Source organism: Klebsiella sp. RC2 (genome assembly GCF_014192815.1).
In the GTDB taxonomy this organism is placed as follows: Bacteria; Pseudomonadota; Gammaproteobacteria; order Enterobacterales; family Enterobacteriaceae; genus Klebsiella; species Klebsiella variicola.
This window is the reverse complement of sequence record NZ_JACHYL010000003.1, coordinates 792,779-818,971: the sequence shown is the minus strand read 5'-3', so window position 1 is coordinate 818,971 and position 26,193 is coordinate 792,779. Positions and strand designations below refer to the sequence as shown.

General features: G+C 56.9%; 22 protein-coding genes and 2 pseudogenes. 11 read left to right on the top strand and 13 right to left on the bottom strand.

From position 1 onward, the window contains the following. The 3 genes from FHW76_RS13550 to FHW76_RS13540 form a co-directional block, all read left to right on the top strand. A partial coding sequence (locus FHW76_RS13550; protein ID WP_311736392.1) for a transketolase-like TK C-terminal-containing protein occupies positions 1–669 on the top strand: 669 nt, incomplete at its 5' end. A gap of 237 nt (positions 670–906) precedes the next feature. After that, positions 907–2,535: a long-chain fatty acid--CoA ligase gene (locus FHW76_RS13545; RefSeq protein ID WP_110221170.1), complete on the top strand. Its 1,629-nt coding sequence runs from the start codon at positions 907–909 to the stop codon at positions 2,533–2,535. Next, complete coding sequence (locus FHW76_RS13540; RefSeq protein ID WP_183476767.1) at positions 2,532–4,256, top strand: aldehyde dehydrogenase family protein; 1,725 nt, start codon at positions 2,532–2,534, stop codon at positions 4,254–4,256. The genes FHW76_RS13545 and FHW76_RS13540 overlap by 4 nt, the downstream gene beginning before the upstream one ends. Before the next feature lie 45 nt (positions 4,257–4,301). Here the strand turns inward: FHW76_RS13540 and potD are convergent, their stop codons facing one another. Genes potD through potA form a run of 4 tightly spaced genes read right to left on the bottom strand, consistent with a single transcriptional unit; the run spans position 4,302 to position 8,104 of the window. Next, entirely contained in the window at positions 4,302–5,348 is a 1,047-nt protein-coding gene (gene potD / locus FHW76_RS13535; protein WP_008806018.1) for a spermidine/putrescine ABC transporter substrate-binding protein PotD, read from the bottom strand. Next, positions 5,345–6,130: a spermidine/putrescine ABC transporter permease PotC gene (gene potC / locus FHW76_RS13530; RefSeq protein ID WP_012542218.1), complete on the bottom strand. Its 786-nt coding sequence runs from the start codon at positions 6,128–6,130 to the stop codon at positions 5,345–5,347. Before potC ends, potD begins: the two co-directional genes overlap by 4 nt. Beyond that, positions 6,127–6,984, bottom strand: coding sequence for a spermidine/putrescine ABC transporter permease PotB (gene potB, locus FHW76_RS13525; protein WP_008806020.1), 858 nt, complete (start codon positions 6,982–6,984; stop codon positions 6,127–6,129). The genes potC and potB overlap by 4 nt, the downstream gene beginning before the upstream one ends. Next, positions 6,968–8,104, bottom strand: a complete 1,137-nt coding sequence (gene potA, locus FHW76_RS13520) for a spermidine/putrescine ABC transporter ATP-binding protein PotA (protein WP_012542217.1) — start codon at positions 8,102–8,104, stop codon at positions 6,968–6,970. The genes potB and potA overlap by 17 nt, the downstream gene beginning before the upstream one ends. A 257-nt stretch (positions 8,105–8,361) precedes the next feature. Here potA and pepT point away from each other — a divergent pair, with 257 nt between their 5' ends. Next, positions 8,362–9,594: a peptidase T gene (gene pepT, locus FHW76_RS13515; protein WP_012542216.1), complete on the top strand. Its 1,233-nt coding sequence runs from the start codon at positions 8,362–8,364 to the stop codon at positions 9,592–9,594. A gap of 166 nt (positions 9,595–9,760) precedes the next feature. After that, entirely contained in the window at positions 9,761–10,252 is a 492-nt protein-coding gene (locus FHW76_RS13510; RefSeq protein WP_072123315.1) for an REP-associated tyrosine transposase, read from the top strand. 490 nt (positions 10,253–10,742) lie between these two features. Here the strand turns inward: FHW76_RS13510 and FHW76_RS13505 are convergent, their stop codons facing one another. The 3 genes from FHW76_RS13505 to phoP all read right to left on the bottom strand — a co-directional run bounded on the left by FHW76_RS13505 (position 10,743) and on the right by phoP (position 14,087). Further along, complete coding sequence (locus tag FHW76_RS13505; protein ID WP_022065904.1) at positions 10,743–11,864, bottom strand: cupin domain-containing protein; 1,122 nt, start codon at positions 11,862–11,864, stop codon at positions 10,743–10,745. A gap of 85 nt (positions 11,865–11,949) precedes the next feature. Then, complete coding sequence (gene phoQ, locus FHW76_RS13500) at positions 11,950–13,416, bottom strand: two-component system sensor histidine kinase PhoQ (protein WP_032732778.1); 1,467 nt, start codon at positions 13,414–13,416, stop codon at positions 11,950–11,952. Further along, positions 13,416–14,087: a two-component system response regulator PhoP gene (phoP, locus tag FHW76_RS13495; RefSeq protein ID WP_004150807.1), complete on the bottom strand. Its 672-nt coding sequence runs from the start codon at positions 14,085–14,087 to the stop codon at positions 13,416–13,418. Before phoP ends, phoQ begins: the two co-directional genes overlap by 1 nt. Positions 14,088–14,370: 283 nt before the next feature. Here phoP and FHW76_RS13490 point away from each other — a divergent pair, with 283 nt between their 5' ends. Both FHW76_RS13490 and FHW76_RS13485 read left to right on the top strand, forming a co-directional pair. Further along, a complete protein-coding gene (locus FHW76_RS13490; RefSeq protein WP_008806026.1) occupies positions 14,371–15,177 on the top strand; it encodes an AraC family transcriptional regulator in 807 nt (268 codons plus the stop codon). A gap of 83 nt (positions 15,178–15,260) precedes the next feature. Further along, positions 15,261–15,623, top strand: a complete 363-nt coding sequence (locus FHW76_RS13485) for a cupin domain-containing protein (protein ID WP_012542212.1) — start codon at positions 15,261–15,263, stop codon at positions 15,621–15,623. Positions 15,624–15,677: 54 nt separating this feature from the next. On the opposite strand, the gene purB is transcribed toward FHW76_RS13485, so the two are convergent. Genes purB through rluE form a run of 5 tightly spaced genes read right to left on the bottom strand, consistent with a single transcriptional unit; the run spans position 15,678 to position 20,036 of the window. Continuing rightward, the gene (purB, locus tag FHW76_RS13480; protein WP_012968556.1) at positions 15,678–17,048 is read right to left on the bottom strand and encodes an adenylosuccinate lyase; all 1,371 of its coding nucleotides are present in this window, start codon (positions 17,046–17,048) and stop codon (positions 15,678–15,680) included. A gap of 3 nt (positions 17,049–17,051) precedes the next feature. Next, positions 17,052–17,693 (bottom strand): high frequency lysogenization protein HflD, encoded by a 642-nt coding sequence (hflD, locus tag FHW76_RS13475; protein WP_004140557.1) that lies wholly within the window; start codon positions 17,691–17,693, stop codon positions 17,052–17,054. 54 nt (positions 17,694–17,747) lie between these two features. Continuing rightward, a complete protein-coding gene (gene mnmA, locus FHW76_RS13470) occupies positions 17,748–18,854 on the bottom strand; it encodes a tRNA 2-thiouridine(34) synthase MnmA (protein ID WP_012542211.1) in 1,107 nt (368 codons plus the stop codon). A gap of 56 nt (positions 18,855–18,910) precedes the next feature. Continuing rightward, the gene (locus FHW76_RS13465) at positions 18,911–19,369 is read right to left on the bottom strand and encodes an NUDIX hydrolase (protein WP_008806030.1); all 459 of its coding nucleotides are present in this window, start codon (positions 19,367–19,369) and stop codon (positions 18,911–18,913) included. Between the two features lie 16 nt (positions 19,370–19,385). Beyond that, entirely contained in the window at positions 19,386–20,036 is a 651-nt protein-coding gene (rluE, locus tag FHW76_RS13460; protein ID WP_042947647.1) for a 23S rRNA pseudouridine(2457) synthase RluE, read from the bottom strand. Positions 20,037–20,276: 240 nt separating this feature from the next. Between rluE and icd the strand changes: the two genes are divergently transcribed. From icd to FHW76_RS13445, 3 genes and pseudogenes are all read left to right on the top strand, one after another. Next, entirely contained in the window at positions 20,277–21,527 is a 1,251-nt protein-coding gene (icd, locus tag FHW76_RS13455; RefSeq protein ID WP_008806032.1) for an NADP-dependent isocitrate dehydrogenase, read from the top strand. 199 nt (positions 21,528–21,726) lie between these two features. Then, positions 21,727–21,960: pseudogene (locus tag FHW76_RS26600) on the top strand (S24 family peptidase); the annotation flags it as partial. Further along, positions 21,959–22,493, top strand: a pseudogene (locus tag FHW76_RS13445) (DUF4113 domain-containing protein); the annotation flags it as partial. The pseudogenes FHW76_RS26600 and FHW76_RS13445, both read left to right, overlap by 2 nt. Positions 22,494–22,525: 32 nt before the next feature. Here the strand turns inward: FHW76_RS13445 and FHW76_RS13440 are convergent. Further along, the gene (locus tag FHW76_RS13440) at positions 22,526–24,514 is read right to left on the bottom strand and encodes a sigma-54-dependent Fis family transcriptional regulator (protein WP_012968554.1); all 1,989 of its coding nucleotides are present in this window, start codon (positions 24,512–24,514) and stop codon (positions 22,526–22,528) included. 203 nt (positions 24,515–24,717) lie between these two features. On the opposite strand from FHW76_RS13440, the gene FHW76_RS13435 reads away from it, so the two are divergent. Beyond that, positions 24,718–26,169, top strand: a complete 1,452-nt coding sequence (locus FHW76_RS13435; protein WP_023339910.1) for a sugar porter family MFS transporter — start codon at positions 24,718–24,720, stop codon at positions 26,167–26,169. The last annotated feature ends 24 nt before the right edge of the window (positions 26,170–26,193 follow it).

The following is a 26,193-nucleotide window of genomic DNA, read 5'->3' as shown; positions in this document are numbered from 1 at the left end:
CGTAATGCGGTACGTATGGCCGCGCTGATGAAACAGCGTCAGGTGATGGTCTACACCCACGACTCCATCGGTCTGGGTGAAGACGGCCCGACTCACCAGCCGGTAGAGCAGGTGGCTTCCCTGCGCGTGACGCCGAACATGTCCACCTGGCGTCCGTGTGACCAGGTTGAATCCGCGATTGCGTGGAAATATGGCGTAGAGCGTCAGGACGGCCCGACCGCGCTGATCCTCTCCCGTCAGAACCTGGCGCAGCAGGAGCGTACCGCAGAGCAGCTGGCGAACGTCGCTCGCGGTGGTTACGTGCTGAAAGATTGTGCCGGCCAGCCGGAGCTGATCTTCATCGCCACCGGTTCCGAAGTGGAGCTGGCAGTGGCCGCGTGGGACAAACTGACCGCCGAAGGCGTGAAGGCGCGCGTGGTCTCCATGCCGTCCACCGACGCGTTCGACAAGCAGGATGCCGCTTATCGCGAATCCGTACTGCCGAAAGCCGTTTCTGCCCGCGTCGCGGTAGAAGCCGGTATCGCGGACTACTGGTTCAAATACGTTGGCCTGAACGGCGCTATCGTTGGCATGACCACCTTCGGTGAGTCTGCGCCGGCTGAGCAGCTGTTCGAAGAGTTCGGCTTCACCGTCGACAACGTGGTCGCTAAAGCGAAAGCGCTGCTGTAAATCCCCACTGCTATCGCCCGGCCCGCTGCCGGGCGATACCCGCCCTGAGCAATGACCTGCCTGTTATGATTTCGTCTTTTTCCTCCTGAATCATTTCTTACTCTATTTTGTGCGTGACCGCTGATTTCTGTACGTTTTTTTGTGCAGACCGGCAAATGTAGACCAGATTCAATAGGCGCCCGCACGATCGTGCCGCGACCCTGTTCCCTGCCGGAATTCTGTAAAGGAGACCCCGTAATGCCGTCACCGATGATTTATCAGGATCTCACCACTGCCGCGCTGCTCGGCCATGCGGCGCAATATCACAGCGAGACCGAGATTGTCTCGGTGAGTACTGGCGGTGAGAAGGAGCGCAGCAGCTGGGGGGAGGTGGCCAGCCGCGCTCAGCGGCTGGCGTCGGCGCTGGCGTCGCTGGGGCTGCCGCCAGGCGCCCGCTGCGCTACCCTGGCATGGAACAATCGCCGCCACCTGGAGATCTATTTTGCCGTCGCCTCCGGCGGCTGGGTGACACACACTGTCAACCCGCGGCTGTCGGTTGACCATCTGCGGTATATCCTCAACGACGCTGCCGACGAAGTGCTGTTTTTTGACCAGACCTTTCTGCCACTGGTGGCGCAGCTGCTGCCGCAGCTCCCGACGGTGAAACACATCGTGCTGATGGAACCCCGCAGCGAAGCGGCGCTCAGCCAGTTGCCCTCATTGCTGTTTTTTGACGATCTGTTGCAGCAGGGGACAGTAGACTATCGCTGGCCGCAGCTCAATGAACTGAACCCAGCTTCGCTCTGCTACACCTCGGGAACTACCGGCCGGCCGAAAGGGGTGTTGAATACCCATCGTTCGCTGGTCCTGCACGCCCTGAGCGGCAACCAGCCGGACGCCGCCGGCATATCGGCGAAGGACAGCCTGTTGCCGGTGGTGCCGATGTTCCATGTCAACGCGTGGGGGACGCCGTTTATCGCCGCTATGGTCGGCGCGCGGCTGGTGCTGCCGGGGCCGCACCTCGATGGCGACAGCCTGCTGCAGCTGCTGGCCGCCGAGAAGGTAACGGTGGGGTTTGGCGTGCCGGTGATCTGGGCCGGCTTGCTGGCGGCGATGCGCCGGACAGAGGTCCGGCTGCCTGAATTTAAACGTGCACTGGTTGGCGGCTCCGCGCTGCCGCCGTCGATGGCCGAGGCCTTTCAGCGTGATTACGGCATTGAACTGACCCACGCCTGGGGAATGACCGAAACATCGCCTATCGGCACCATCAACACGCCGTTGAGCAAACATGACGCGCTCCCGGCACAGGAGCAGCAAAAGCAGCGCGCCGGTCAGGGGCGGCCCATATTCGGCATCGAACTGCAGGTAGTGGACGTGGATGGCGAACCGTTGCCCCGGGATGGTCAAAGTCAGGGGTATCTGCAGGTCAGAGGGCACTGGGTGGTGGAGCAGTACTATGGTCAGGACGCGAGCGCCCTGACCGCGGGAGGCTGGTTTGATACCGGCGATATCGGTACGCTCGACGCCAATGGTTATCTGGTGATCTGCGATCGGGCAAAGGATATTATCAAGTCCGGTGGCGAGTGGATCTCCACCGTTGAGCTGGAGAATATCGCCATCGCGCATCCGGCGGTGCGCAGCGCGGCGGCCATCGCCGCCCGTCATCCGCGCTGGGACGAGCGGCCGGTGCTGCTATGCGTTCGCGCGGAAGGGGGCGAAGTGGAAGAGACCGATCTGCTGACCTGGTTTGAGACGCGGGTGCCAAAGTGGCAGATCCCGGACCGGGTGATATTTGTCGACGCGCTACCGGTCAGCGCCACGGGTAAGGTGCTCAAAAATCAACTGCGCCAGGCCTACGGAGAGATTTTAATGAGTGAGGGAAAATGAGCCATGCGCGACCCGGTCTGACGACCTGCTCTCAGTATGATGCTGCCCTGTACGCCTTGTCGGCGGCGCGCCAGCGTTGGGCGGAAACCTCAGTGAACCGTCGTCTGGCGCTGCTGCGCCAGATCAAGGATGCCCTGGCTGGTATTGCCCCGGCGTGGGTGGCCGCGGCGGCGGCGGCCAAAGGGCTGCCGGCGGGCGATCCGCTGGCGGGGGAGGAGTGGCTGGCGGGCCCCTGCGCGCTAATGGTCGGCTGCAACGGGCTCATCGCCACCCTGGAGCAGCTGGAAGAGAAGACCTTTCTGCGGCGGATCCCGCTGCGGACGCTGGCGGACGGCCGCCTGGCGCTGCGGGTGGTGCCCGGCACGCTCTGGGATCGACTGTTGCTGTCTGGAGTTCGCGCTGAGATATGGATGCAGCCAGGCGTCACCCGGGCCCATCTCGACCGCTATGCGGCGCGGGCATACGACATCCCGCCGGCCGCGCGGCAGGGCAAGCTGGCGCTGGTGCTTGGCGCCGGCAATGTGGCCTCGATTGCGCCACTGGATGTGCTACACAAGCTGTTTATTGAAAATCAGGTCTGCCTGCTGAAGCTCAACCCGGTGAATGATTATCTGCACGATCTGCTGGCCCAGGCCCTGGCACCGCTGATTGCCATGGATGCGCTCCGCATCGTCACCGGCGACGCCCAGGCGGGAGCATGGCTGACCAGCCATCCCGCTGTCGATGAGATCCATATCACCGGCTCTCGCGAGACCCATGACGTCATCGTCTGGGGCGACGGTGAAGCGGCTCGCCAGCGTCGGGCCGCCGGGACGCCGCTGAACCCGCGTCGGGTGACTTCGGAGCTGGGCGGCGTCAGCCCTACCATTATCGTACCCGGGCCGTGGAGCGAGGCGGATATTGCGTTTCAGGCGCAGCAGCTGGCGACGCAGAAGATGAACAACGGCGGGTTTAACTGCGTGGCCAGCCAGGTGCTGATCCTGCAGCAGGGCTGGGAGCCAGCGACGGGCTTGCTGAATCAGCTGTACCGACTGATCGCCGCGAATACCCGCCCGGACTACTACCCCGGCGCTGAAAAACGGCTGACCGACTTTCGCCTGCGCGCCCGCCAGCCGCAGGAGATAGCGCGCGGCGACGCGCTGCCGTTGATTGTGGCGAACACCGACGATGACCCGGCGCTCTGTCAGCAGGAGGTCTTTGGCCCGGGGCTGTCGGTCACTCGTCTTGAGGCCGACAGTGCGGAAAGTTTTCTGCGCCAGGCGATCGGCTATGCGAATCAGCGGCTGCAGGGCACGCTGGGGGCCAATATTGTGATCCATCCGCGCACCCGCAAAGCGATTGGACGTAAGCGTTTTAACGCGTTAATCGCTGAGCTGCGCTACGGCACGGTGGCGATCAACTGCTGGAGCGGGGTGGCCTTCCTGTTGGCCCCTTGCCCGTGGGGCGCGTTTCCCGGCCACACGCTCGACGATATTCAGAGCGGGCGGGGCAAGGTGCATAACAGCTTTATGCTGGAGAAAACCGAGCGCACGGTGATTGAGGCGCCGTTTCGGCCGTTTCCGCGCAGTCTGTGGCATGGCGAACTGACGCTGATGCCCCTGCCGCCCTGGTTTATTACCCACCGGGGGCAGGAAGCGGTGGCGCAGAAGCTGGTGGATTTTTATCATCGGCCGCGCTGGCGCAAGCTGCCGGCGATCCTCTGGCGCGCGCTGAGGGGCTAAGGTGAGAGCAAAAAAAAGGCGGAACCGCGGTTCCGCCCTGCGGGATTAGCGGCCCGCTTTCAGCTTCTGGTAATACTCTTCATAAATGGCGCTGGCGCTGCCGACGTCATTCTGCCATTCGCCTTTCTCAATGGTCGCAGCGTCCGGATAGAGCGATTTATCGTTGGCCACTGCCGGGCTGAGCATTTTGCGCGCCGCCAGGTTTGGCGTGGGGTAGCCGATGGTTTCCGCGACCTGTTTGGCGACATCCGGGCGCAGCAGGAAGTTAATCAGCTTCAGCGCGCCGTCGACGTTTTTGGCATTCGCCGGGATCGACAGGCTGTCCATCCAGAAGATGCCGCCTTCTTTCGGCCAGATCACCTCCAGCGGGGTACCGGCCTGGCGTGCGACGTAAGCCGAGCCGTTCCATACCATTCCGAGGTTCACTTCGCCTTCCATATACGGGTTCGCCGGGTTATCGGAGTTAAACGCCGCGACGTTAGGCATTAACTTTTTCAGCTCGTTATAGGCGGCTTCAATCTCTTTCGGGTCGGTGGTGTTGCCGGAATAGCCCAGCTTACGCAGCGCCATCTGGAACACTTCGCGCGCGTCGTCGGTCAGCAGCAGGCTGCTTTTGTATTCCGGCTTCCACAGGTCGGCCCAGCTGGTGATGGTTTTCGGATCAATCGCATCGCTGTTGACGCCGATAGCCGTCGCCCCCCAGATATAGGGAATGGAGTAGTCGTTATTCGGATCGAACGGTTTGTTCAGCATCTGCGGATCGAGGTTGCTGAAGTTAGTCAGCTTACTCTTATCGATCTTCTGCAGCATCCCTTCTTTACGCATCTTGTCGACGAAGTAGGTCGACGGGACGACCAGGTCGTACGCGCCGTCTTTATAGGTCTTGAGCTTGGCATACATGGTTTCGTTCGACTCGTAGGTCGAATAGATGACCTTGATGCCGGTCTCTTTGGTGAACTGCTCCAGCAGGCCCGGCGGTACGTATTCGGTCCAGTTATAAAAATAGAGCGTTTTGCTATCGTCCGCGTGTGCGGCGCTCATGCCGATTGCCAGAGCGCCGGCTGCGAGCAGGTGGCGTGACCATTTTTTCATTTTAACGTCCCCTGAGTTTTATCACGTGCAATTAACTGACTGGCGATGACCATCACCAGCGACAGAACCAACAGAATCGTGGCCAGGGCGTTCACCTCAGGCGAAACGCCAACCTTGACCATCGAATAGATCTTCAGCGGCAGAATTTCATATCCCGGACCGGTCACGAACGAAGAGACCACCACGTCATCCATCGACAACGTGAAGCTCAGCAACCACCCGGCGGCGACCGCCGGCAGGGCCAGCGGCAGGATGATTTTGCGCAGGATGGTCATCTCGCTGGCGCCCAGATCTTTCGCCGCCTCCAGCATCCGCACATCAAAGCCTTTCAGCCGGGAGTAAACGGTGACCACCACAAACGGCAGGCAGAAGGTGATATGCGAAAACAGCAGCGACCAGAAACCAAGCTGAATACCGATCAGCATAAACAGCACCAGCAGGGAGATGGCCATGACAATATCGGGCGACATCATCACCACAAACAGCATGCCGCTAACGAACGGCTTGCCGCGAAAGCGGTAGCGGTACAGCGCCACGGCGGTCAGCGAGCCGATAAGGGTGGCGAAGGTTGCCGACAGCACCGCCATGGTCAGGGAATGCTGGGCGGCCTGCAGCAGGCTATCGTTGTTCATCAGCAGGCTATACCAGTCGGTGGTGAACCCCTGCCAGTTGATACCAAAGCGCGACCGGTTAAACGAGTTAACGATCAGAATAATAATAGGGATGTAGAGATACGCGTAGATGGCGGTCATAAAGCCGCCGCGCAGCAGTCGACCGATCATTCCAGCTCCACCTTTTTATTCAGCAGGCGCGCCGCGCGCCAGTAAATCAACAGCATCAGGCCCATCACCAGGGTTAAGGTAATGCTGGTTGCCGCGCCGAACGGCCAGTCGCGAATATTCAGGAACTGACTCTTGATCACGTTGCCGATCAGCAGGTTCTTGGCGCCGCCCATCAGGTCGGAAACGTAGAACAGCCCCATCGCCGGCAACATCACCAGCAGACAGCCGGCGATGATCCCCGGCATGGTCAGCGGGATGATAATGCGGATAAAGGTCTGCAGCTTGCTGGCGCCGAGATCTTTCGCCGCTTCCAGCAGCGGGCGATCCAGTTTCTCAATGCTGGAGTAGAGCGGCATCACCATAAACGGCAGCAGGATATATACCAGGCCGATAATCACCGCCGAGGGGGTGAACATAATGCGTATCGGCGTGTCGATCACCCCTAACCACAGCAGGAATTCGTTCAGATAGCCTTTGGTACTGAGGAAAATCTTCAGCCCGTAAATACGGATCAACGAGTTGGTCCAGAAGGGAACGATCAGCAGGAACAGCAGCAGGGGGCGTACCTTCTGCGGCAGCCGGGCGAGGAACCACGCAAACGGGTAGCCCAGCGCCAGGCAGGCGAGGGTCGCCAGCAGCGCCATGTTCAGCGAATGCAGCAGCACGTCGTAGTAGAGCGGATCCAGCAGCCGCGAGTAGTTGTCCAGCGTGAAGACCAGCTTGACGAAGTTGGCGTCGTCGCGGGTCAGAAAGCTGGTGGCGATGATCATCAGGTTGGGCAGGAAGACAAACAGCACCAGCCAACCGACGATGGTGGCGATCACCACATTCTGGAATTTACTGGAGTTCTTCATCGGCCAGCACCACCTCCCAGCTCTCCACCCAATTGATAGACATTTTCTGGTCAAGAGAGTGGTCGAAATCCGGGTCGTCTTCGTTAAAGAACTCGCTGACCATCACCATTTTGCCGTTTTCCAGCTCCACTACCGACTCAAGGGTCATCCCCTTATAGTTACGCTCGCGCACATAGCCGATCAGGCCGTCGGCGTCGCTGTTGTGGTGGATCTCATCGACGCGCAGATCTTCCGGGCGCAGCAGGACGTGCAGACGCTGGCCGGCCTCCACGGCAAAATTGACGGTGATGTTGCACTCCCGTCCTTCGACGTTGGCACGCACGCGCTGCTCGTCGAGGCGCTCGATCACGGTGGCGTCGAAGATATTGATCTCGCCGATAAAGCTGGCGACGAACAGGTTTTTCGGCTCTTCGTAGATCTCTCGCGGGGTGCCGTCCTGTTCGATTTTGCCATCGCGCATGACCACGATGCGATCGGACATGGTCAGGGCCTCTTCCTGATCGTGGGTCACGAAGACGAAGGTGATCCCGAGCTTACGCTGCAGCGCTTTCAGTTCGTTCTGCATCTGCTTGCGCAACTTGTAATCCAGCGCCGAAAGGGATTCATCGAGCAGCAGCAGGCGCGGTTTGTTAACCACCGCGCGGGCGATGGCCACGCGCTGCTGCTGGCCGCCGGAGAGCTGGTGCGGTTTGCGCTGGGCAAAGTCTTCCAGCTGCACCATCTTTAAGGCATCCAGAACCCGCGGGGTGATTTCCGCCGCCGGGGTTTTCTGCATCCGCAGGCCAAAGGCGACGTTCTCGAATACCGTCATATGCGGAAACAGGGCGTAGCTTTGAAAGACAGTATTGACGTGGCGGTTTTCCGCCGGGACATGGGTGATATCGTGATCTTCGAGATGGATCCGTCCGCTGTCGACGTTTTCCAGGCCGGCGATAAGGCGCAGAACGGTGGTTTTACCGCAGCCAGAGGGGCCAAGCAGGGTGAGAAACTCACCATTGTTGATGGTCAGGTTAAGGTTATCGATGACCGTTTTACCATCAAAGCTCTTGCGAATTCCCGCCAGTTGCACCAGCGGCGAACGCGAACGCGGTTGTATATTCAATTTTTGACTCTGTCCCATGTAGACGCAACGGAAACTTCCGACCGCTGCGGGGTTTGTGATTAACCACCTTTGGGGTTGCACGTTTTTAATAAGGGCCAGCATTCTACGGCAAACAAGGGTAATCGCCAATCCTTGATACGCCTGCATAGTCTACCTTTACACCATAACGTCGGTTCCGTTATTAAATTTCGCTTTACGGGCTAAGAATGACCTGACGCAATATTTGTCTTTTCTGGCTTATGAATAATGTTGTCACAAAAGAAGAGGGTGGCTACATGGATAAATTGCTTGAGCGTTTTTTGCAGTACGTTTCTTTGGACACGCAGTCGAAGCCTGGCGTTCGTCAGGTCCCCAGCACGGAAGGGCAGTGGAAGCTGTTACGCCTGTTGCAGGCGCAGCTGGAAGAAATGGGACTGGTCAAGGTAACGCTGAGTGAAAAAGGGACGGTAATGGGAACCCTGCCCGCCAACGTGGAGGGCGATATCCCGGCCATCGGCTTTATCTCTCACGTCGATACTTCCCCGGATTTCAGCGGTAAAAACGTTAATCCGCAGATTGTCGAAAACTATCGCGGCGGCGATATCGCGCTGGGTATCGGCGATGAGGTGCTCTCCCCGGTGATGTTCCCGGTTCTGCATCAGCTTTTGGGGCAGACGCTGATCACCACCGACGGGAAAACGCTGCTGGGGGCGGACGACAAGGCCGGCATCGCCGAGATCATGACCGCGCTGGCGACCCTGCAGGCGAAAAACATCCCTCATGGCGATATCCGCGTGGCCTTCACCCCCGATGAAGAGGTCGGAAAAGGGGCGAAGCATTTCGATGTCGAGGCCTTTGATGCCCGCTGGGCCTATACCGTCGACGGTGGTGGTGTGGGGGAACTGGAGTTTGAAAACTTCAACGCCGCCTCGGTGACCATTAAGATTGTCGGCAATAACGTGCATCCCGGCACCGCAAAAGGGGTGATGGTCAATGCGCTGTCGCTGGCCGCGCGCATTCATGCCGAAGTGCCGGCCGACGAGGCGCCGGAGACTACCGAAGGTTATGAAGGCTTTTATCACCTCACCAGCATCAAAGGCAGCGTGGATCGGGCCGAGATGCACTACATCATCCGCGATTTTGACCGCAAGCACTTTGAGGCGCGTAAACGCAAGATGATGGAGATCGCCAAAAAGGTCGGCAAGGGGCTGCACCCGGACTGCTATATCGAGCTGGTGATCGAGGATAGTTATTACAACATGCATGAGCAGGTGATCGCCCATCCGCACGTGGTCGATATTGCCCGCCAGGCGATGGTGGACTGCGATATTGAACCGCAGATGAAGCCGATCCGCGGCGGCACCGACGGCGCGCAGCTCTCGTTTATGGGACTGCCGTGCCCGAATCTGTTTACCGGCGGCTACAACTATCACGGCAAACATGAGTTTGTCACCCTGGAAGGGATGGAGAAGGCGGTGCAGGTGATCGTGCGTATCGCCGAGCTGACGGCAACACGAAAAGGGAAATAGCCTTCGCAACCAGGCCGCTCATTCTGCTTGTCGCACAAGATGCCGGATGGCGGCTAACGCCTTATCCGGCCTACGATCCAGCCGGTGACCACAGAACCTGTAGGCCCGGCAAGCGCAGCGCCGCCGGGCAAAAGCGATAAGGCTAATACTGAGGAGGGAACCTCACATGTCTGATTATCGTCGCAGTTATATCCCCGGCGGCTGCTGGTTCTTCACCGTTAACCTGCAAAATCGGCGCAGCGATCTCCTGACGCGGCATATTGCTCATCTGCGTGCCGCTACAGCGTTTGTTAAAAGTAAAAAACCTTTTCTGATTAACGCCTGGGTGGTTTTACCAGAGCATATGCACTGCATCTGGACCCTGCCTGAGGGGGATACCGATTATTCCGGTCGCTGGCGGGATATTAAAAAAATGTTTACCCGAGCGCTGGAGCAGCGCCATATCTGGCAGCCGCGCTTCTGGGAATATGCCATCCGTAATGAAGAAGATTACCGGCGGCATATGGATTACGTTTATATCAATCCCATTAAGCACGGTCATGTCCGTCGGGTGCAGGATTGGCCGTATTCGACCTTTCATCGCGATGTGCGCCGGGGATGGTATCCGCCAGATTGGGCGGGTGAGGTAAGCGAATTTGATGCAGGCGAGAGGCGATAATGCTCGGGTAAGACATTGCGCCATCGAAACCACAAAGTGCCGGATGGCGGCTTCGCCTTATCCGGCCTACGGTCCAGCCGGTGACCACAGAACCCGTAGGCCCGGTAAGCGCAGCGCCGCCGGGCGGTGAACAGCAGAGCGGGTGCCTGTCTTTATGCCGGATGGCGGCTTCGCCTTATCCGGCCTACGGTCCAGCCGGTGACCGCAGAACCCGTAGGCCCGGCAAGCGCAGCGCCGACGGGCGGTGAACAGCAGAGCGGGTGCCTGTCTTTATGCCGGATGGCGGCTTCGCCTTATCCGGCCTGGAGTCCAGCCGGTGACCGCAGAACCCGTAGGCCCGGCAAGCGCAGCGCCGCCGGGCGGTGAACAGCAGAGCGGGTGCCGGTCTTTATGCCGGATGGCGGCTTCGCCTTATCCGGCCTGGAGTCCAGCCGGTGACCACAGAACCCGTAGGCCCGGCAAGCGCAGCGCCGCCGGGCAGGATGATGGCTCAGTCGCCAAAGAACCAGTAGCCGCTGTTGACCAGCGCTGCCAGCATGGCGAGGAATGACGGATCTTCCAGCGCATCGCCAAAATGGTCGGCGCGCAGCGTCAGATGGGTGGCTAAGGCGTCCAGCGCCGGGCGGTGCGGGGAGTTGATCTTCTCGCCATTGACGAACACCTCGCCGTCAATGCGCAGCACCCGCAGGCCACCCAGGCGTTCCAGGGTATCGCCCTGCTGCAGGGCATCGTAAATCTCATCTGGCTGATACGGCGGCTCCGGCGGTGCGACGTCGAGTTCATGACGTGACTGGGTGATAAACTCGCCAAACCATTGCTTAAAGTGCTCCGGTTGGTTAATCAGACCCAGCATCATCTCGCGCAGGCGGTCGAGTTCGACGGGTAAAATATCCGCCGGATGGTCGCGGGGCGGCACGTCCGGATCGGCGTAGCGCTGGCTGCCCAGTTCGCGCTGGAGAACGTAGTCGGCAAAGCCGCTGAACAGCTCGCGGGCATTCGGCGCGCGATAGCCGACCGAATAGTTGAGCGAATTTTCCAGCGAGTACCCCTCATGCGGGAATCCTGGTGGAATATAGAGAATATCCCCCGGCTCCATCTCTTCATCGATGATCGCCTCGAAGGGGTCAACCTGCAGCAGGTCCGGATGCGGGCAGTGCTGTTTCATCGGCACCTTTTCCCCGACGCGCCAGCGCCGACGGCCGGTGCCCTGAATGATAAACACATCATACTGATCCAGATGCGGACCGACGCCGCCCCCGGGTACCGAGAAGGAGATCATCAGATCGTCGATACGCCAGTCCGGCAGAGCGCGGAACGGATGCATCAGCGCCGCCGAGGGCTCATGCCAGTGGTTAACCGCCTGCACCAGCAGGGACCAGTTGTTTTCGCTCAGGTGATCGTAGCTTTCGAAAGGACCGTGACTGACCTGCCATTTTCCATCCTGATGGCTGACAAGGCGGCTATCGACCTCGCTCTCCATGGCCAGTCCAGCCAGTTCGTCCGGGCTTAGGGGGTCGATAAAATTGGCGAAGCCGCGCTTCAGTACCACCGGCCGTTTTTGCCAGTAGCGTTCGATAAAGTCGGGCCAGTTAAGCGTTAATTGATAATCCATATTGATATTCCACTGCAGGTGTCTGACAGGGATTATAACGGATGCGGCGCCCCGGCGATGCAGGCGCCGTTAAAAAACTCAATGATTAACCCTGTTTATCTTCCATCAGCTGGCGGCCAAACACCACCTCCATGCAGGCGCCGCCGAGCAGGCTTTCGCCGGCGATAATCTCCCCGTCATATTGCTCGACGATTTCGCGGGCGACGGAGAGCCCCACGCCCTGGCCGGGACGCAGCGTATCTGCCCGCTGGCCGCGGTCGAAGACGGCGCGGCGCTGGCTCTGCGGGATCCCCGGGCCATCGTCTTCCACCAGAATATGCAGATGGCTGTCGGTGGTCTGGCGCACGGAAACTTCCACAAACTCCAGACAGTACTTACAGGCGTTATCGAGAACGTTACCCATCACTTCCATAAAATCATTCTGCTCGCCGACAAAAGTGATCTCCGGCGAGATGTCGAGCGAGATATTGACCCCTTTACGCTGATAGACCTTGTTGAGGGCGGAGGTCAGGCTGTCGAGTAGGGGGGCGATCGGGTGCAGTTCCCGGCTCAGCAGGGTACCGCCGCTGCGCATGCTGGCGCGATGCAGATAGTAACCAATCTGCTGCGAGATGCGGCTTATCTGCTCCAGCATCACCGGCTCCGCCTCGTCGACACTAATCTTCTCGCCGCGCAGCGAGCGCAGGGTGCTCTGCATCACCGCCAGCGGCGTTTTCAGGCTGTGGGTGAGATCGGTGAGGGTGGTGCGGTATTTGTCATAGCGTTCACGCTCGCTGCGAACCAGGCGGTTAAGGTTGCTGACCAGCCGGGTCAGCTCGCGGGTGGTGTTGGGATTGAGCTTTTCGCGGTGGTGCTCCTCCAGCTCACGTACCTCTTTCGCCAGCGACTCGATAGGCCGCAGGCTCCACCATGCGGCGACCCACAGCAGGGGGATCACCAGCAGCAGGTTGGCGGCCAGCACGTAGATAAACCAGCTCCACACCATATAGCTGCGCTTGAGCTCCACCGGAATGGTATCGACCACCACAATGCTGAGCTGGGGCATTTTGCTGGTGGCCGGATAGAGGTTGATCGCCACCGAGTGGGTCATCTCCGAATCGTCGCCCTGCTCGCGGATGGCGTCCAGCTGTTCCTGAATCTCGTGGTTGTTGCGCAGCAGCATGCTGCTGCTGTCGACATCGGCTTCGATCTCATGGAAACCATTGCGCTTCAGCCATTCCGGTTGAATGCGTTTCGCCAGCCAGGGGACATCGCGCTGCGCCCACAGCAGTTTACCCCTCTCATCGTAGATAAGGGTCACCGTCGGGCTTTCCATATTCAGGTTTTCCGGGATATCGACGTCAATAGCGCCGTTCTCCCATTTCGCCAGCATATAAAAGAGATTGCTCTCGCCGCGCAGCAGGCGGAAGGTGGTTTTATCAAAGCTGACGCTGTAGCCCACCAGCGCCACCATGCCATAGGCCAGGGAGAGCACCAGTACGACCCCGGCGGTCGCCAGCAGGAAGCGAACCCGTAATGACAGGGGGAAGATATGCCGCAACAGTCCCTTCATCAGCGCAGTTCGAACAGATAGCCCTGGCCGCGCACCGTGGTGATGACGTCCTGCGGGTATTCAGCCTGAATTTTCTTGCGCAGCCGGCCCATCAGTACGTCAATGGTATGGCTTTCGCGCAGTTCGGCATCCGGGTAAAGCTGGAGCATCAGGGAATCTTTGCTGACCACTTTGCCGCGGTTACGGATCAAGGTTTCCATTATGGTGTATTCAAAGGCCGTCAGCTTGATCGGCTGGTCATTCACCGACAGCTCGCGCCGGGAGAGGTCGACCTGGAACGGCGGCAGGGAGATCACCTGCGAGGCCAGGCCGCTGTTGCGGCGCAGCAGCGCCTGCATGCGGGCGGCAACCTCTTCAATATGGAATGGCTTGGTGACGTAATCATCCGCCCCGGCGCTCAGCACTTCCACTTTATCCTGCCATCCTTCGCGGGCGGTCAGCACCAGCACCGGCAGCGACACATCGTGGCTGCGCCAGCGGCGGATCAGCGATAGTCCGTCTTCATCCGGCAGGCCGAGGTCGACGATGGCGATATCCGGGAGATGTTCGCCCAGATAGTAGTCCGCTTCCCTGGCATCTTCCGCCGCATCGACCTGATGGCCCAGCTCCTGCAGCTGAACTTTGAGGTGGTGACGCAGCAAGGCGTTATCCTCAACCACGAGTACGCGCATGACTGTTCTCCCTTCCTGTGTTGATAGTAATCTGACGCTCATTATATACGCAAAATATAAACAGCTGTTAAATAAAGCTTTTTATACCAACGGCGCATAACACCGCCAGGCAGGCCAGCCTTCGGCGATGCCCTTTGCGCATAGTGCATGGAACTCCTTCATTCTATGCGTAATTTCAGCAAACGCCCAGCGGCAGAGCGCGGGCAGTGCGCGGGTTGGTGATGTTAATTTTTTGTGTAATAGTGCTGGGATCACCTCTCAATGACGCCGCAGGTTATCCATTATGTCTCAGCAGAAAAGTGCGGACTGGGTCAGGCTGGCGCAGTCGCCCAGTCAGACGGAACGCATCGAAGCCTTCTTCGGCGGCCACGGCTACGAGCCGCACCGGCATGATACCTATGCTATCGGCCAGACGATCGCCGGCGTGCAGAGCTTTCACTATCGCGGCGGACTCCAGCACAGCCTGCCCGGCGGGACGATGGTGCTTCACCCGGACGAAATACACGACGGCGAGGCGGGCACCGAGGCGGGGTTTCACTACCGCATGGTCTATATCGAACCGGCGCTGATCCAGAAGATACTCGGCGGCAGGCCATTGCCGTTTATCCCCGGCGGCCTGTCGGCGGATCCGCGCCTGCGTTGCGCCGCGCAGCCGTTGTTAAAAGCGGTCACGGACACCTTCGAGCCGCTGGAGGAAGAGGATGCTCTGTACGACCTGGCGCAGACCCTGGCTGTGGTCGGCGGCCAACGTTCCCGTCGACAGGCGTTTGATTATCAGGCGGCGGAGAGGGCCCGGGAGTATATCCATGCCTGTTTTATGCAGGATATGACCCTCGACACCTTATCGCAGGTCAGCGGCCGGGACCGCTGGAGCCTGAGCCGGGATTTCAGAACGCTGTACGGCACCAGCCCGTGGCGTTACGTCATGATGCGCCGGCTTGATTTTTGCCGCCAGCGGATGCGCGCCGGGGAACGTCTGGTGGATATTGCCGCCGACGCGGGGTTTGCCGATCAGAGCCACATGACGCGCCAGTTTATCAGCCGCTTTGGTCTCTCTCCGGGCCGCTGGCTGCGGGCGATCCGCGGCTAGCGCGGCTCAGGTTGCACAATCGTTCAAGCGTGACCGCGGCGAGGCGAACTATGCTGACTGCCTTTATCACAAGGAGACAGCCCATGTATCAACTCGTTAATCTTGCTCAGAAATTTTCCCTGTTCAGCGAACAATGGCAGCCCAAAGTGGTGGCTGAGATGAACGACTATCAGTTCAAGATCGTGCGCATCGCCGGCGATTTTATCTGGCACAGCCACCCGGAAACCGATGAGACACTGATGGTGGTGGAGGGGGTATTACGCGTGGACTTCCGCGACGGACATGTGCTGGTGAAGGCCGGGGAGATGATCGTCGTGCCGCGCGGGGTGGAACATAAGACCTCGGCGGAGACGGAAGCGAAGCTTATGCTGATTGAGCCGCGTGGCGTGCTGAATACCGGCCATGAGGGCGGCGAGCGGACGGCGGTGAACGACGTCTGGATCTGATTGCTTTCCGGCGACACAACGCCCCTCTTTCCGGCGGAAAGAGGGGCAGGGCGATTACTTCAGTTCGTCAACCATGGTGGTTGCGCGACCAATATAGTTGGCCGGGGTCATCGCTTTGAGGCGCACTTTTTCGTCTTCCGGCAGGGCGAGGCTGTCAATAAACTGCTTCATCCCTTCCGCGTCAACGCGTTTGCCGCGGGTCAGCTCTTTCAGCTTCTCGTACGGTTTTTCGATACCGTAACGGCGCATCACGGTCTGGATCGGCTCAGCCAGTACTTCCCAGTTGTGATCCAGTTCGTCCAGCAGGCGATCCTGGTTCAGCTCCAGCTTGCTGATCCCTTTGAGGGTGGACTGATAGGCGATCAGCGCATAGCCAATTCCCACGCCGAGGTTACGCAGGACGGTGGAGTCGGTCAGGTCGCGCTGCCAGCGGGAAACCGGCAGTTTGCTGGCCAGGTGCTGCATGACCGCATTGGCCAGGCCGAGGTTGCCTTCGGAGTTTTCGAAGTCAATCGGGTTCACCTTGTGCGGCATGGTGGAGGAGCCGATTTCCCCGGCGATGGTCTTCTGTTTGAAGTGGTTGAGCGCGATGTAGCCCCACACATCGCGATCGAAATCGATCAGAATGGTGTTGAAGCGCGCGATGCAGTCAAACAGCTCAGCGATGTAGTCATGCGGCTCGATCTGGGTGGTGTACGGGTTCCACTGAATGCCCAGCGAGGTGACGAACTCTTCGCTGAACTGATGCCAGTCGACTTCCGGGTAGGCCGCGATGTGGGCGTTGTAGTTACCCACCGCGCCGTTGATTTTACCGAGGATTTCCACCTGGTTCAGCTGACGGTACTGGCGCTCCATACGGTAGGCGACGTTCGCCATCTCTTTACCCATGGTGGACGGCGTTGCCGGCTGACCGTGGGTACGGGAGAGCAGCGGCACATCGCGGTACTGGGTTGCCAGATCTTTTACCGCGTCAATCAGCTTGCGCCAGTAAGGCAGAACCACTTCGTCGCGGGCGGTTTTCAGCATCAGCGCGTGGGAGAGGTTATTGATGTCTTCAGACGTACAGGCGAAGTGAATAAACTCTGATACCGCGTGCAGCTCGGCGACGTCAGCGACTTTCTCTTTCAGAAAATACTCTACCGCTTTCACGTCGTGGTTAGTGGTGCGCTCGATGGTTTTGATGCGCTCCGCGTCTTCGACGCTGAAATCGGCGACGATTTTGTCAAGGAAACCGTTTGCGTCGGCAGCAAAAGCAGGAACTTCCTTGATCGCTGCGTGGGCGGCCAGTTTTTGCAGCCAACGTACTTCCACCTGAACGCGGAATTTCAGCAAACCGAATTCGCTGAAGATACCGCGCAGCGCGCTGACTTTATCGCCGTAGCGGCCGTCTACAGGGGAAACGGCGGTCAGTGAGGATAATTCCATAGATCACAACTCCGGGGTTAAATGAGCAAGAATTTGCTTTGCCTGGTTAACCAGACGATTACGGGAAAACATAAGCTGCAGACGTCCGCCGCCCACCTGATGCCAGAGCACCGCGGCGCGAATACCCGCCAGCAGCGCTGAACGAACTTTCGCCTGCACCTGCGGGCTTTGCAGCACGGCAGGCGAACCGGTCACCTGAATACGCGGCCCCAGCGGGCTTATCACGTCAACATAGATGCCTGCCATGGCGCTGAGCAGCGTTTCGGACTGCAGGTCAAAGTGTTCCAGTTGACGGTGCAGGCCGGCGATGCGGTTGCCGAGCGTATCCATCGCCCCTTTACTGGCAGCGAGCTTGCGCTCCAGCACCATCAGGCTCAGGGTATAGCGCGTCAGTTCAGCATTGAGGCCCTGACGGCTGCTGGTATTGAGCACCCCGAGCAGCGTTTCAAGGCCGAGGCGAAGATTGGCTTCACTGCCACCGAACACCGCCAGCGTCGACTCGGGATCGAGGTCGATGATGCTGTTCAGCGACACATGCAGGGCATCGCTGTCGCAATGTCCCTGATGCGCCAGTTGCTGAACCAGTCGTGCCGCCTGGCAAACGCCAGCCAGCGCCAGCGTGATGTCATAGTAATTCTTCGCCACACATACTCCTTGTCAGCCGTCGGGGCGGTTCGTCCCGACGGAAATAACGCGCGTTCAGGACTGCAGAGGCAGTCGTTGTTCAATAATTCCGCCGCCGAGGCACACTTCACCCAGATAGAACACCGCGGACTGGCCCGGGGTGACCGCCGCGACCGGCTCATCGAAGCGAACTTCGATACGGTCTTCATCCAGCGCGGTGACGGTGCAGGGGATATCGGTCTGGCGATAGCGGGTTTTCACCGTGCAGCGCAGGGTGCCCTGCAGCGGTTCACGGTCAACCCAGTGCAGCTGTTGGGCAATCAGGCCGACGGACATCAGGCGCGGGTGGTCATGGCCCTGGGCGACGATAAGAATATTATTCTCAACGTCTTTATCGACCACGTACCACGGATCTTCGCTACCCTCTTTGGTGCCGCCGATGCCCAGCCCTTTACGCTGGCCCAGCGTATGGTACATCAGCCCCTGATGGGTACCGATCTCCTCGCCGTCGACGGTGAGAATTTTGCCCGGCTGCGCCGGCAGATAGCGGCCAAGGAAATCGCGGAATTTACGTTCGCCGATAAAGCAGATGCCGGTGGAATCTTTTTTCTTCGCGGTGATCAGATCCAGCTCTTCGGCGATCTTACGCACCTGCGGTTTTTCCAGCTCACCCACCGGGAACAGGCTCTGGGCAATCTGCTCGTGGCTAAGGGTATAGAGGAAGTAGCTCTGATCTTTGTTACCGTCGAGGCCGCGCAGCAGCTGGCTTTTGCCGTCGACATCGGCGCGGCGCACATAGTGCCCGGTGGCGATGTAGTCGGCGCCGAGGTCTTCGGCGGCAAACTCGAGGAAGGCTTTAAACTTGATCTCTTTATTGCACAGAATATCCGGGTTCGGCGTGCGGCCGGCTTTGTACTCTTCCAGGAAGAGCTCAAAGACGTTGTCCCAATATTCGGCGGCAAAGTTAACGGTGTGCAGTTCAATGCCCAGCTTATCGCAGACCGCTTGCGCATCGGCAAGGTCGGCGGCGGCGGTGCAGTATTCCTCGCCGTCGTCTTCCTCCCAGTTCTTCATGAACAGGCCTTCCACCTTATACCCTTGCTGCAGCAGCAGGTACGCGGAGACCGAGGAGTCGACGCCGCCGGACATGCCGACGATCACTTTTTTCTGGCTTTCTGACATGGAAATACTCGCTACATTGAACTTCGAGGCGGCGTATTCTAGCACGCGCTCACCGTTCATTCACCCCCTGTGAACGGCCAGTTAAATGCGCCAATCAGCGACAGCGGCTGGCGCGGGTCCTGCAGATAGCAGCGAATGCTTTCGGCAACCAGCGGCGAGCGCAGATTCGGCGCGTTAAGAATTTCCTCAGCACTGAGCCACAGGCAGCGATCGATATCGCTGTCATGCGGTTCGGTGGCGCACAGATCGCTAAGTTCGATGGCGAACAGGAAGCGCAGAAACGGCGTGTTATCGGGAGCGACCCACTGGTGCATGCGGATGAAGTGCTGCGGCGTGGCGCGAATGCCGGTCTCTTCCCACAGTTCGCGTTCGGCGGCCTGCAGCAGCGTTTCGTTGGCCTCCAGGTGGCCCGCCGGTTGGTTCCACAGCGCTTTGCCGTTAATGGTCTCTTCGACGATGAGGAATTTATCCTCGGCGTGAACCACGCAGGCAACGGTGACATGAGGTTTAAACATCGCTTTTCCTTTTTAGTTATTCGGCTTTACGCCATTCGCCGTTGGCCAGCCCGTCAAGCGTATAGCCGCCCATGGCGTAGCGGATCAGACGCAGGGTGGGGAAGCCGACGTGGGCGGTCATCCGGCGCACCTGGCGGTTACGTCCCTCGTAAAGGGTGATTTTCAGCCAGCGGGTGGGGATCGATTTGCGCTCGCGAATAGGCGGGTTGCGCGGCCACAGCCACGCGGGCTCCTCCACCACTTCCACGCCTGCAGGCAGGGTGGGGCCATCGTTGAGCGTGACGCCGTCGCGTAGCGCGGCCAGCGCCTCGGCGGTGGGTTCGCCTTCCACCTGGACGTAGTAAATCTTGCCGGTGCGTTTACCCGGCTGGGTTAGCTTCGCCTGCAGCGCGCCATCGTTGGTCAGCACCAGCAGCCCTTCGCTGTCGCGGTCAAGACGACCGGCGGCGTAGACGCCCGCCACGGAGATAAAATCTTTCAGCGTGCTGCGCCCGGCTTCGTCGGTAAATTGCGGCAACACATCATAGGGTTTATTGAACAAGATCACAGTTTTTGGCTGGCGTTCTTTACGTTGTCTGGTGACTTGTTGTGTGCTGAATCGCTCAACGCGATGTTTTCTAAATGAAGTTTTCTGCATGGTATTTTCAGGCTCTATCAATTGCCGCATTATAGCCTAATTACGAATGCCTTTCATGGACGCAAACATTCAGGTAGTATTGACATGCTCATTACAAATTATTAACAAAAAATTGCTCAAACCGATTCGCACTACAGGCAGGAAGGCGACACGGACGCGATAGCTCCGCTTAGCGGGAAAACCCGGTACGCTGGAGCTGGCCGACTCAGCCAACACCAGGCTCGCGTGAAGAGGGAAGAGCAGAACCAGAAGCGCTCGAAGGAGAGGTTAATGGAAAGCAAAGTAGTAGTTCCGGCGGAAGGTCAAAAAATCACCCTGCAAAACGGCAAACTGAACGTCCCTCACAATCCGATTATCCCGTTCATTGAAGGCGACGGTATCGGCGTTGACGTTACCCCAGCGATGCTGAAAGTGGTTGATGCCGCCGTTGAGAAAGCCTATAAGGGCGAGCGTAAAATTTCCTGGATGGAAGTTTACACCGGTGAAAAATCGACCCAAGTCTATGGCCAGGATGTCTGGCTGCCAGCTGAAACCCTCGATCTGATTCGTGACTACCGCGTTGCTATCAAAGGTCCTCTGACCACCCCAGTCGGCGGCGGCATCCGTTCTCTGAACGTGGCGCTGCGCCAGGAGCTGGACCTCTACGTCTGCCTGCGTCCGGTACGTTACTACCAGGGCACCCCGAGCCCGGTTAAGCACCCTGAACTGACCGATATGGTTATCTTCCGTGAAAACTCAGAAGATATCTATGCCGGTATCGAGTGGAAAGCCGACTCTGCTGAAGCAGACAAAGTCATCAAATTCCTGCGCGATGAGATGGGCGTGAAGAAAATTCGCTTCCCGGAACATTGCGGCATCGGCATCAAGCCGTGCTCTGAAGAAGGCACCAAACGCCTGGTTCGCGCCGCGATTGAATACGCGATCACCAACGATCGTGATTCCCTCACCCTGGTGCACAAAGGCAACATCATGAAGTTCACCGAAGGCGCGTTCAAAGACTGGGGCTACCAGCTGGCTCGCGAAGAGTTCGGCGGCGAGCTGATCGACGGCGGCCCGTGGGTGAAAATCAAGAACCCGAACACCGGCAAAGAGATCGTGGTGAAAGACGTGATCGCCGATGCGTTCCTGCAGCAGATCCTGCTGCGTCCGGCGGAATACGACGTTATCGCCTGTATGAACCTGAACGGCGACTACATCTCTGACGCGCTGGCGGCACAGGTTGGCGGTATCGGTATCGCCCCGGGCGCCAACATCGGTGACGAGTGCGCGCTGTTCGAAGCGACTCACGGTACTGCGCCGAAGTATGCCGGCCAGGACAAAGTGAACCCGGGCTCCATCATCCTGTCCGCAGAGATGATGCTGCGCCATATGCAGTGGTTCGAAGCCGCAGACCTGATCGTCAAAGGCATGGAAGGCGCTATCGCCGCCAAGACTGTGACCTATGACTTCGAACGTCTGATGGAAGGCGCTAAGCTGCTGAAATGTAGCGAGTTTGGCGACGCGATTATCGCGAACATGTAATCCCCTTGGTGGATTAAGTAAAAGCGGGAGCCGATGGGCTCCCGCTTTTTTGGCGTCTGGAAAATCTTTTCCAAAATTCCTCTCCACAACTAATTAAAAATCACGCTGTTTTTTTATCCCTCATGACTCACTCTTTGCTGCAGTCATCATGGTGTTTGTCAGTCATTTTCATTGTATTGTGGCCTAAGAGTTTCTGAGTGTTGATCTGAACGAGTTGCTCGTTAACCACCCCAGTGCGACTTATTTTGTCAAAGCCGCCGGCGACAGCATGAAAGATGCCGGAATAGGGGAAGGGGATCTTCTGGTTGTGGATAGCTCAAGGACAGCAGTTCATGGCGATATCGTTATTGCTGCTGTGGATGGGGAATTCACCGTTAAGAAGCTGCAGCTGCATCAGCGGGTTCAGCTTAACCCAATGAACCCTGCATATGCAGGAGATTGCTTGTAGTCGCAGCTTCGGGCAGCGGATCTCCACCTATGAAGAAATGCGCCAAGCTATATGTTCATACGCATCACGCGCAGCTGAGAAATTTCGTGGCGAGCATCAGTACTACCGCTTTATCTCTGCGTTCGTAAAAACCAGCCCTTTGCGCTGAACGAGCCGTATTACGGGAACAGTGCATCAGTAAAGCTGCTTACACCGACCCAGGATAGCCGGGGCATAATTACCGCGGCGACGAAATGCCTTGATGCAATCTGGCGAGACGGGCATCGCTATCAGAAAGCAGGCGTTATGCTTGGGATTTCTACAGCCAGGGCGTAGCGCAACTTAACCTCTTCGATGATAACGCTCCACGGAAGAACAGCGAGAAACTGATGAAAGTTCTCGACCAACTCAACGCAAAGGACGGAAGGGGAACGCTGTATTTTGCAGGGCAGGGGAACCAGGCTGCCTGGCAGATGAAGCGAGAAATGCTCTCGCCTCGATATACGACAAGATTTGCCGATTTACTTAAAGTGAGATGAGTTAATGTGTCCTCTAAAATTAGAATTACTATTCAGCACTCAGGATTGTGTTTTCGATATTCATTTGCCTCAATATCGTAGCGCTTTAATTTATTGTAAAGTGCTCCACGTGAAAGATTAAGTGCGATAGCAACCTGTCGCAGATTACCTTTTTTCTCCATCAGACAGCGTTCAATAATCATTTTTTCACTATCCTTAAGGTTATAGTTTTTTGTGCGTCCATCATGAACAGCCAAAGCACTACAAACAGAATTCTGTAATTCATCGGGTAAGTCTTTATCATTTATTACATCAGCTTCAGTGAGGTTTATTGTTCGTTCGACGATGTTCTCCAGTTCTCTAACATTACCTGGCCAGTCGTAGTTTTCCATATGACTAAGGGCTGAATCTGAAAATTTCACGCAGTTTCGTTTGAGTGCTCGACTGATTTTTTCACAAAACCATTCTACTAGTTCTCTAAGATCTTCTTTTCTTTCTCTTAATGGTGGAATAGGCAAGCTAATAACATTAAGACGAAAATAGAGGTCACGGCGGAAGGAACCATGTTCGATATCTTTTTTTAGATCCCGATTGGTCGCAGCAATAATTCTAACGTTAACCTTCATCGGGCGCTTGCCGCCAATACGCATCACTTCACCCTCTTGCAATACTCTCAAAAGGCTGGCCTGCGCTTCAAGTGGCATATCGCCTATTTCGTCCAGAAATAGTGTACCACCATCAGCAAGCTCGAATTTCCCCGCTGCACCACCTCGCTTTGAACCAGTATATGCGCCATCCTCATAGCCAAATAATTCACTCTGCACGAGATCTCGAGGAATTGCACCACAGTTAACCGCGAGAAAAGGTCCTGAATTACGATGACTACCGTTATGAATTGACTGAGCAAAAAGCTCTTTTCCTGTTCCGCTTTCTCCAGTCAGGAGAACAGTACTATCACTTCGCCCAACGCTTCGGGCCTTATTGCGTGTATCCTGCATCACACGCGACTCACCGAGGATCATATCGAAGTTGTAGATGGCGGTACTACCAATAACACGATGAGCCATGTCGCGTACGCGTCGGTTGTCACGCATCGAAATCACTCGACCACCTTCAGGCGTGATGACTACAGAGATCACACATGAAATACGAGAATCAGATACGGGACAGAACGTAATATTACGGTCTTTACTGGCTGGTAATGCTTTAACTGAACAGCCATCTGGGCATAATACTTCATCAACATCGCGAAAAAGGACATCTTCCTGAATACCTAATACCTTACGGGCATAACAATTTAACTGACGAATCACCCCCAACTCGCTGATAACCAAAACCCCTTCATTAAGTGACTCCATCACCGACTCCTGCTCGTTTACCAACCGACGCAGAATTAGTTGCTGAGATATCGCTTCTGCGGCAGCCTGAACAGTGCCTAACGTATGGTAATGGAAACAACCAGGATCAGCAGTAAGGGTCAGAATACCAAGCATTCCACCGTTTTCATCTCTGATGGGAGCTGCCGCGCAATGTTTACCTCGTACGCGTAGCGCTTCTTTATAGTTCTCAGCGCTCAGCAAATAGACCAGCCGGTTCTCTTTGAGACACCGTCCAGTACAGTTTGTACCTTGTACCGTTTCGCAAAGAATACTACCGATCGGCGTCAAGTCCTGGCCGCAATAATGCAGGGTCACTCCGTTAGCATCTGTCAGGTTGATATGTCCATCAGGGTTGTAGGCCAGCAAGTTACGCATGATTTCACGAGCGATGGAAATCAGTAGTGAATTTCTCGCCATGATTCGGCGCAGTTCCCCCTGTTCGCAAAATTGATATTCGAAGTGATAAGCATCTATGCCATTGGTATGGCTTCGTAGCCATGATGCATGAACAACAGAGCGTAATCCTTCAGGTTTTTCCCCCTTTTCGAACTCTGCCCAGGCTCTATCCAGTTCATCGGTGTACTGCGCAAAACCTTGTTCATGGTTAAGCCGGGCAATCCGCTCGCATTCTTCATCCCAGATATCACTGATGCTATGGCTCATCTGTTTCATTCTCTATGCATTTTAATATGTTCATTCTATATACATGTTGTGTCATTGTGTCTTTTTTATGAACACATTGTGATCGTTATCTATTTTTATTTCTTTATGAAACATCGAGATGCGATTTGGCACATCTGTTGCTATTAGAACAGTGTCTCCCTACAAAGACATAAACTAGAAAAATCAATATGGAGTAAAATGAAATGTCTACACGAAAGCACAACGTGCCTTACCTCATATTCATATGTGCCATTGCATCTATTAGCGGGATCATCCTCGGTTACGATGCTTCCGTTATTTCTGGCGTCATAGATCCGCTTACTGAACATTTGTCACTCTCACCAGCGGAAAGCGGATGGGCAGTTTCAAACGTCATTCTGGGTTGTATTGCGGGTGCCTGGGGGGTCGGACGTTTCACTGACCGTTTTGGCCGCAAAGTAACCTTGATCGTCACAGCTATTCTGTTCACCATTTCCGCTATCGGGTCGGCATTAGCCAATGATCTCACCTGGTTTGTTATCTACCGTATGATTGGCGGATTGGCCGTGGGTATGGCATCAGCTGTTACCCCCCTCTATATCGCGGAAGTATCCCCGAAAGACCTTCGCGGGCGGATGCTGGGAATGCAGCAGATGCTGATGGTAGGCGGTCAATTAGTGGTTTACATCGTAAATTACCTGATTGCCAGAGGAATGGCGCATGAATGGGTAGTGTCTATGGGCTGGCGTTGGATGCTGGCATCTGCACTCATTCCCTGTGTGCTATTCCTTGTGATGGCTTTCTTTATGCCAGAATCGCCACGCTGGTATGCGATGCGCAACCAGAGAGAAAAGTCACTGAAGGTACTGACCTCGCTGTCCAACCCAGGACATGCCGAGCGCTTATATGCTGAAATTCGTACCTCCATCGCCACCGATTCTGCTTTGCAGAGTACACCCACATCTCATGGCATTCTGCGGGATAAAAAATCGTCTTACATCCTGTGGATAGGCTGCGCTATCGCCGTCTTACAGCAGGTCTCCGGCATCAATATCCTGATGTACTTTGCGCCTTCACTTCTACAAAACGTTACCGGAAACACACAGGATTCCCTCTTTCAGAGTATTTTCCTTGGCCTCGCACTATTGGCTGGAGTGAGCATTGCGCTGGTGGCCTTTGACCGCGTCGGACGAATCCCGTTGCTGCGCTGGGGGGCATTGGGCTGTGCTGCCTTCCTGTTATTCACCTCATGGGCCTTTATGAGTGAAGCAAAAGGGTATCTCCCGGTCGTCGGCTTAGTCGGATTTATTTTTGTGTTTGGTATGTCCTGGAGCCTCGGAGCCTGGTTGCTGATTTCTGAGATCTTCCCTAATCGCATGCGGGCCGTTGCCATGGGTTATGCGTTTTGCTCCCTGTGGATTTCGAACTTCATCGTTACTCAGAGCTTCCCGATGATGAACCGCAATCCTGTATTGATGGAGCACTTCCATGGGGCATTCCCTCTGCTGTTATGCAGCGGATTCAGCATTATCGCTTTCTGGTTTGTTGGCCGTTTTCTGCCGGAAACCAAGGGTGTTTCGCTGGAACATATCGAACCGTTAATGCTTTCAAAATCCCGTCGATTTGGTGGCGAGCAGGAGATGTTCGTCACGCCAAAATCTGTTTCGCAAAAATAATTAACCAATATCCTATATCTAAGG